Consider the following 8,403-nt stretch of genomic DNA (forward strand, 5'->3'; position numbering starts at 1 on the left):
CGGCGGGGGCCGCAGCGGGCGCTGGAGCCGCTGCCGGAGCGGGCGCTACAGGCACCGGAGCCGGGGCCGGAACCGGAACGGAGGCAGGAGCGGCGCAGGCCCCCAGCTCCTCCACCTCCACGTTATAGGCGGTACCATCCACGACAACTCTATACTTATTCACTGCCGATACAACTCCCTTCAAAAAATATGCAGACGCGCCCTCGCGAGGGCACAGGATCGATCGTCTTGTCTGGCCCGCCCCTTTGGGGTGCGGGGTCAGCGTTTCCAGCCCCGGTCCACGGAGCGCGAGATCAGGTTCAGGACGCCCGACGCCCTCCAGGCCCTGGTCCATCGGGCGCTCTCACGAGCGGTTCCCACCGCCTCAGGCGCGATGGAAACGATCCGCCCCGACCCGCCCGTGGCGGTCAGGATGGCCGCCGTGATGGCCGCCACCACCTTGGCCTGAGCGCCCTCGGCCCGAACTGCGAAAGCAGCGGGAGCGCTCTGGGGCCGCTGGGGCGCGGGGGTGGCGTTACCCGGCTTCGGCTTGTCGCCGGTAGCGAAGATGCGCATGGCGAAGATCACGAGCGTCAGCCCAAACAGGACGATGAACACGATGGAAAAGGCCACGAGGCTGACGTAGGCCGCGCCGGACAGCCCTTCAAAATGCATGCCGTTCATGGATTGCACCTCCTGAGGGCTCAGTGAGGGATGACGCCGTGCTTCTTGTCGGGCCGCGAAACGCGCTTGCTCTCCAGCGCGTTCAGGGCCTGCCAGATGGAGAGCCGGGTTTCCTCGGGCAGGATCACGCGGTCCACGAGGCCGCGCTCCGCCGCCACATAGGGGTTGGCAAAGGCCTTGCGGTACTCCTCGATCTTCTCGGCGCGGGTTTCCTCCGGGTTGTCGGAATCGGCGATCTCCTTGCGGAAGACGATGTTCGCGGCGCCCTCGGCGCCCATGACGGCGATCTCCGCCTGGGGCCATGCAAAGACGACGTCGGCGCCCAGCGACTTGCTGGCCATGGCCAGGTAGGCCCCGCCATAGGCCTTGCGCAGGATGACGGTGATCAGGGGAACGGTCGCCTCGCTGTAGGCATAGAGGAGCTTCGCGCCGTGACGGATGATCCCGTTGTGCTCCTGGGTCACTCCGGGCAGGTAGCCGGGCACGTCAACGAAGGTCAAAATCGGCAGGTTGAAGGCGTCGCAGTGGCGGATGAAGCGGCTGGCCTTGTCGGAGGCGTTGATGTCGAGGCAGCCGGCCATCACCCTGGCCTGGTTGGCGATGATGCCGACGGAGCGTCCGCCGATGCGGCCGTAGCCCGTCAGGATGTTCTGGGCCCAGCCGGCCTGGACCTCGGTGAACTCGCCGTCGTCCAGCACCTTGTGCAGGACTTCGTGGACGTCGTAGCCGACATTGGGGTTCGTCGGGACGGCCTCCCGGAGCGAGGGGTCCGCGCGGTCCACGGGGTCGTCCGTGGGCTTATCGGGCGCATCGTCCAGGTTGTTGAGGGGCAGGTAGGAGAGCACCTTGCGGATCTGAGCGAAGCACTCCTGCTCGTCGGCCGCCATGAAGTGCGCGTTGCCGCTGATGTTGTTGTGGGTGGCGGCACCGCCCAGGGCCTCGCTGGTGACCTCCTCGCCCGTCACGGCCTTGATGACCGCAGGGCCGGTGATGTGCATAATGCCCGTCTTGTTGACCATAAAGATGAAGTCGGTGAGGGCGGGGCTGTAGACCGCGCCTCCCGCCGTGGGGCCCATGATGACGGAGAACTGCGGGATGACGCCGCTCGCGTGGGTGTTGCGGAAGAATATCTTGCCGTACCCGTTCAGGGCGTCGATGGCCTCCTGGATGCGGGCGCCCCCAGAGTCGTTCAGCCCGATCACCGGGCAGCCCATCTCCATCGCCAGGTCCATGACCTTGCAGATCTTGTCCGCGTGCATCTCGCCCAGGGAGCCGCCCAGGACGGTGAAGTCCTGGCTGAAGACGACGACCTTGCGGCCGTCGATGGTGCCCCAACCGGTCACGACGCCGTCGCCCAGTGGTTTGGTCTTCTCCAGTCCGAAGTTCGTGCAGCGATGGGTCACGAATTCATCAATCTCCACGAAGGAGCCGGGGTCCAGCAGCTGATCGATCCGCTCGCGGGCCGTCCCCTTCCCCTTCTCCTTCTGTTTGGCAATGGCCTTTTCTCCGCCTCCGTTGAAGGCGGCTGCGCGCTTCCCCCTGAGCTCCTCGCAGAGCTCCTCCATGGTGCGAAATCCCATCTCCGACAACTTCCTCCTTAAAAGCCCTGCCTGGGGCAGGGGCCTTGATCATGGACGTCCCTGATTCGACGTCCGCGTCGGCTGCACGATCAATCGCATACTCTTTTTCAAAACCGCCATCAGAATACCACAGAAAGGGCCCCGTTGCCAGACGAAAAACGTTTTTTACCCCGGCTCTGCGCGCACCGCAAAAAACGGGGCGGCCCGCAGGGGCCGTCCCGATGAAGTCAGGGGTTCGCCGGCACGGCAGGGACCTCCTCCCCCGCGCCGGGCGCCAGAGCGTCTTCCGAGGCGGCCGCCTCCGGAGCGGGGGTCTGCTGCGAGGCCGGCGGCGGCAGGATGAAGTCCCGGCTCGCGGCCATCAGGGGGAAGCTCAGCATCAGGTCCTTGCCGAATCCCACCCGCACCTCGCGCTCCACGAGTTCCACGTCGCTTCCGGGGTCCTCGATCTCCACCCTCAGGGAGAACGCAGGGCCCACGACCTTCACCATATCGCGGTCACGGGGGTAGAGCTCCACGGGCTCGGCGCCGTTCACGCTGACGCGGACCTCCTGAAGGGCCTTGAAGGTCGTGCCCTCCAACTCGATCGCCTTGTTGTCCAGGAGGACCTGGTGCTCGCGCCCGACGTAGAACAGCCACACTCCAAGGGCGACGAGGAGGATCAGGGCCAGCGCCCTCTGAAGAAAGCGCATCATGCCTCCTCCCCCCCTTCCGCGGGGCCGCGCAGGCTCCGGCGGGCCGCCTCCCGGTCCCGGTTGCGCTTCCACGCATGGAGCACCAGGGCGATGGCGATGATCCCGTAGGAGACGAAGACGCGGAAGTACTCCCCGATCTGGGCCTGTCCCATCAGGTTCTTGCCCGCCATGGGCGCCACGATGAACATCAGGTGGAACAGGACCACGCCCGCGAAGACGTTGGCGATGCTGGCGCGGGAGACGCTGGCCCCCCCGATGAGCAGGGCCGCGATGGAGAACATGCCCACCTGCTCATGGCTGTTGTAGGTGTTGAGGGTCCCCATGTTCTGCAGGTAGATGACCTGTCCGTAGCAGGCCAGGACGGTGGAGATCACGATCGCGATGATGCGCGTCCGGTTCACCGCGATGCCCGCGCTGTCGGCGACGGACTGGCTCTGCCCGATGGCGCGCATGTCCTGTCCCAGCTTCGTGCGGCGGAACCACACGATGAAGAGGCAGAAGACGGCGATCACGAGAAGGGTGGCGAGGGGCACGCGCACCGTCCCTCCGAAGAAGGGGAAGGAAACGGGGACCAGGTTGTCCAGCACGCCGCGGATGCCCTGCAGGTTCACCGTGTTCCGCACGCCGTAGCGGCGGGAGAGGAGGATGACGGGGTTCGAGATGGGGATGATCCAGCCCATGAAGTACAGCACCACCAGCTGGTACAGCCCGTTGATGAAGAAGCCCAGGATGTAGGACGTCACCATCTCCTGCCCCTTGGCCCGGTTCAGCACGTTACCGCAGAGGATCCCCAGCAGAATGGCGATGGGGGTCCCCACCAGCATGGCCAGCGCCATGCCGGGGATGCCCACGATGGCCCAGTCGGAGATCAGGATCAGCCCGATCTGCCCGGCCATGGCCCCCAGCACCATGCCGAAGTTCAGCCCCATGCCCGCCATGATGGGGATCAGGAGGGACAGGATCAAGAACGAGTTTCGCCCGATCCGGATCAGGAGCTCCTGGACCAGGTGGCTGACCGAGAAGCCGGACAGGGGGATGGCCACGGCGGAGATCGCAATGAAGACGATGGGGACCGCATTGTCCGCCAGGAACGTCAGGGGGTTCCAGTTTCTGCCTGTTTTGCTCATCGTTTCAGCCTCACCTTTCTCGTCAGGGCGTAGAGGATCATCCCGTTGCTGACGATGATGCGGATGACCTCGGACATGTCCGTCTGAAGCACGCTGTTGATGACGGACGGCGTCATGGTCAGGATGCCCTGGAACAGGAACGTTCCCACGATGACGTTCACGATGCCGGCCTTATTCACCGACGCGCCGCCCAGCAGGACGGACGCAACGGCGGGAAGGGCCATGTAGAAGGGCCCCATATAGAGCTGAATGAAGCCGAAGCTCTGCTCGTAGACCAGGATGCCCACGGCTCCCAGGATCGTGGAGAGCACGACGGAGATCGTCCTTATGCGGTCCACGTTCACGCCGGAGGCCCGGGCAAAGTCCGGGTTGGAGCCGACGGCCGTCATGGCGGTGCCCGTCTTGCTTCTCATGAAGACCCACATCAGCAGGGCGAGGACGGCGAAGAACAGGAAGGTCCCCGTCGGCACGAAGAGGTGCCCCTCCTGAAAGGAGAAGAGGTCGTTCAGCACGTGGAGCCAGTAGCCGTTCACGCTGATGGTGGTGCGCAGTCCGCTGCCCCCATAGCCCCAGATCATGGTGGGGCTCCTGTAAGGCATGAGGAGCCAGGCGATGCACATGAAGGCCACGGAGGAGAATCCCACGTAGGTGGCGATCATCATCTCGTCGCCCTTGACGCGGTTCAGCAGCTTTCCGTAGAAGAAGCCCAGCACCGCCGCGATCGGCACCGCGATGACGATGGCCGACGCAAAGCTCAGGGGCGCGCGGGCGGCCTCCGAGGCCAGGAACGCAAGCCACGGCCGGCCCACAGCCAGTTCCGCCGCGAACGTCAGTATCCGCTGATTGAACTCGATGGAGAGCGTGGCCCCCAAAAGCCCCGCGATGATCCCCAGCGGCAGCCCAAAGTTGAGGCCGCAGCCCGACTGCACCATCGGGATCATGGCCAGGACCATCACCCCGTTCATGCCGAACCGCACCAGGACGTCCGAGAGCGACGTGTCCACGCGCACCCCAACGAAGGGCGCCGCGATGAAGAGGCTCAACAGGAAGAGTCCGATGATGAAGCGCGGCCACCCCACGTTCTCGATAAACCTTCTGATCATACCGCCGCCTCCTCAACGCTTTGCCCCATCATCAGGAGGCCGAAGTCCTCCGCCGGCCTGGAGGCCGGCAGGACGCCCGCAATGCGCCCCTCGCCCACGACGGCGATCCGGTCACAGATGGAGCGCAGCTCCTCGAGCTCCGACGACGCGACGATGATGGTGATGCCGTGCTCCTCGTTGTAGTTTCTCAGGGTGTTCAGCACCAGCTCCTTCGCGCCGACGTCGATGCCGCGCGTGGGCTCGCAGACCAGGAGGAGGTCCGGCCGCAGGGCGAACGCCTTGGCCAGACAAATCTTCTGCTGGTTCCCTCCGGACAGCTCTCCGGCGCGCTGGCTCGGCCCCGTGCACTTGATGTCGAGGGCCCGGATGAACCTCTCCGCCTCCTCCGTCATGGCCCGGTCGTCCCGCAGCTGGAGGAGGTGGGGAATCCCCTTGAGGAAGCGGCCCTGGACCTGCATCGCCGTGAAGGTGATGTTCCAGTCGATGCGCTCGTCCAGCAGGAGCCCCACGCCCCGACGGTCCTCCGACACGAAGGCCATGCGGCGGTCCAGAGCGCGGCGCGGCCGGTTCAGGGGAACGCGCTTCCCAAGGAATTCCACGCGCCCGCCGGCCGGATGGAGCCCCATGATGCCGTTGGGGATGCCCAGCTTCCCGTGCCCAGCCAGGCCGCCGATGCCGAAGATCTCCCCCTTCCGCACCTCGAAGGAGACGTCGCGCACCGTTTCGCCCGGCATGTCCACCCACAGGTGTTCCACCTTCAGGACGGGCTCCGTCTGGGGGACAGGGCGGCGACCGGAGGCCTCCTCCCCCGCCGTTTCCACGTGGCGGCCCACCATCCAGGAGGCGATCTCCCGAATCGTCGCCTTCCCGGCGTCCGCGTCCCGGATCACCGCCCCGTCCCGAAGCACGACGATGCGATTGCACAGGTCCTTTACCTCGTGCAGCCGGTGGGAGATGAACACGATGGCGATCCCCTTCTCCGCCAGCGCTCTGAGCGCCGCCAGCAGGATCTCCGCCTCGGACTCCGTCAGGACGGCCGTGGGCTCGTCCAGGAACAGGAGGCGGGTCTTGCTGCGGTCGATCTCACGGGCGATCTCGATGAACTGCTTGTAGCCGACGGGCATCTCCGCAACGGTCATGTCCGGGCTGATGTCGACGCCCAGCGTTCGGATGGCTCGTTCCGCACGGCCCCGCATCGAGCCCCGATCCAGCGTCGCCATGCGGCTGCTGAAGACGTACTCCAGCAGGGAGGGGTTCAGCACCTCGCGGTTGAGCAGGATGTTCTCGGTCGCGGTGAAGCCGGGGATCAGGGAGAACTCCTGATGGACCATGCCGATCCCCGCTTCGAGCGCCTCGTGGGGCGAGGCGAAGCGAACGGGCCTGCCGTCCATGAGCACCGTCCCCTCGTACCCGCCCGTCTGCGCGATGACCGGCATGCCGAACAGGATGTTCATCAGCGTGGACTTCCCCGCTCCATTCTCTCCCACGAGCCCCAGGATCTCCCCGGCCCTGAGCGAGAAACTCACGTTGGAGAGCACCCGGTTCCCGTAGTATTCTTTCCCGATGTTCTGCAATTCCAGGAGGAGTGTATCGGACAAATAAATCACCTCTAAACGCAGAATTAAACCTTAATTGTGCTGATTGAGGAGGGCGCACTCCCCCCTCGGCCTCATCGAGGCCCGTCGTTCTCCCATGAAAAGCCGAGCCCGCGGGAGAACGCGCGAGGTCGGCGGAGCGGCACGCTACTTGCTGACGTTGTAGTACTTCTCAGGGACCTCGACAGAAGTCGTTCCCATGAAGCCCTTGCCCAGCATGTAGGTGTCCTGGTACACGAGGACCATCTTCTTGTTCCGGACTCCCGTCCAGGCGTCTACGAAATAGCTTGCGTTCCAGGTCGCGCCCGGCGTGACGTCGTTGTAGCAGGCGATCAGGTCCTTCAGGCTGTCCAGCTTGGCCTGCCCCTCCACGACGCGCTTGCCGAACTCGGCCAGCGCAGCGGTGTGGGTGTAGCCCAGGGAGAAGGCCCAGGTCCCCATGCGCCCGCCGCCTCCGGCAGCAACCACCGCGTCCTCGAGCTTCTTCAGGATCGCAGGCCAGTCGCCCTTCTCGTTGGCGAAGTCGATCCCGAAGGCGCCCGGATACCCCATCAGCGGCGAGGGAAGGTCTGCTTCGATGAAGTAGCCGCCCAGTTCCGCGATGCGCTTCAGCAGGGGCTCCGTGTGGGCGTCGTTCGTGCAGAAGAACGCCGTGTTCTTTCCATACTTCTCGACCCAGGCCGGCATCTTCTCAAGGATGAACTGCTGCGCGCCCGCCACGCCCACGTCGCTGGTGGGGTCCGGAGCCGTTTCAAACACGAACTTGATCCCCAGGTCCCTGCACGCCTCCTCCATGATGGCGCGGCGCCGGCCCAGCGTTTCGTAGCTCATGTGACGCGGGAAGGAGATGTGGACGAAGGTGTCCACGCCCAGCTCCTTCGCCGTGTGGGGGATCAGGTAGCCGCGGCTGATGAGGTCGCCCTGGGACACTAGGTCCGCGGCCACGGTCGTGACGCTGGGGTCCTCGTGTCCCTCGCCGATCAGGAGGATGATGTCCGGCCGCTTCTCGCGAACGCGGCGGAAGCCCTCCGTCGTGCCGGGGATGCCCTGGTTGACCACGATCACCTTCATCTTGGGGTCGTCTGCCAGGCCGACGATCTGTCCGATCGTCGTCTCCTGCTCTGTCATGAAGTTATCGGGATAGGTGATGTGGGTGATCATGCCGCCCTTTGCGGTGTCGCCATACTTCTGGATCATCAGCTCGGCGCCGCGCAGGTCGTCCTCGCTCTGGGACACCGTCCCCGTCACGATCCCGATGTGGAAATCGGGCTCCGTCGCCAGGGCGGGAAGGGCAAACAGTCCGCAAACCAGCAAAGCCAACAGCACAGACTTCAACTTCACTAAAAACGCCTCCTCGTTCAAATTTGCCTGGGATCGAATTAAGACGAGAAAAATCGAAAACGGCTCTGTCCCCTCTAACGAACCTAATAAAAACAGGGGGACAGAGCGAATTTTTCAAGAAGCTGGTCTTAGCAGGACTTCCCCATCAGGACCCGTCGTTATCCCATAAAAAAACCGACCTCGCGGGAGAACGTGCGAGGTCGGCGGAGCGGCACGCTACTTGCTGACGCTGTAGTACTTCTCGGGGACCTCGACAGAAGTCGTTCCCATGAAGCCCTTGCCCAGCATGTAGGTGTCCT

Annotated in this window: 7 protein-coding genes; all 7 read right to left on the reverse strand. The window is 64.7% G+C overall.

Annotated elements, in window-relative coordinates; translation table 11 throughout:
• Window positions 1-258: 258 nt before the first annotated feature.
• Window positions 259-663, reverse strand: coding sequence for an OadG family protein (locus ACO41U_RS09140; RefSeq protein WP_485943348.1), 405 nt, complete (start codon window positions 661-663; stop codon window positions 259-261).
• A 20-nt stretch (window positions 664-683) separates the two neighbouring features.
• Window positions 684-2,243, reverse strand: coding sequence for an acyl-CoA carboxylase subunit beta (locus ACO41U_RS09145; protein WP_485943350.1), 1,560 nt, complete (start codon window positions 2,241-2,243; stop codon window positions 684-686).
• Between the two features lie 227 nt (window positions 2,244-2,470).
• Window positions 2,471-2,938, reverse strand: coding sequence for a DUF6672 family protein (locus ACO41U_RS09150; RefSeq protein ID WP_485943352.1), 468 nt, complete (start codon window positions 2,936-2,938; stop codon window positions 2,471-2,473).
• The gene (locus tag ACO41U_RS09155) at window positions 2,935-4,065 is read right to left on the reverse strand and encodes an ABC transporter permease (RefSeq protein WP_485943354.1); all 1,131 of its coding nucleotides are present in this window, start codon (window positions 4,063-4,065) and stop codon (window positions 2,935-2,937) included. Before ACO41U_RS09155 ends, ACO41U_RS09150 begins: the two co-directional genes overlap by 4 nt.
• Window positions 4,062-5,168: an ABC transporter permease subunit gene (locus ACO41U_RS09160; RefSeq protein ID WP_485943356.1), complete on the reverse strand. Its 1,107-nt coding sequence runs from the start codon at window positions 5,166-5,168 to the stop codon at window positions 4,062-4,064. Before ACO41U_RS09160 ends, ACO41U_RS09155 begins: the two co-directional genes overlap by 4 nt.
• Window positions 5,165-6,766, reverse strand: a complete 1,602-nt coding sequence (locus ACO41U_RS09165; RefSeq protein ID WP_485943358.1) for a sugar ABC transporter ATP-binding protein — start codon at window positions 6,764-6,766, stop codon at window positions 5,165-5,167. Before ACO41U_RS09165 ends, ACO41U_RS09160 begins: the two co-directional genes overlap by 4 nt.
• 144 nt (window positions 6,767-6,910) lie before the next feature.
• Complete coding sequence (locus ACO41U_RS09170) at window positions 6,911-8,104, reverse strand: DUF3798 domain-containing protein (RefSeq protein WP_485943360.1); 1,194 nt, start codon at window positions 8,102-8,104, stop codon at window positions 6,911-6,913.
• Between the last annotated feature and the right edge of the window lie 299 nt (window positions 8,105-8,403).

This window comes from Fretibacterium sp. (assembly GCF_057312375.1).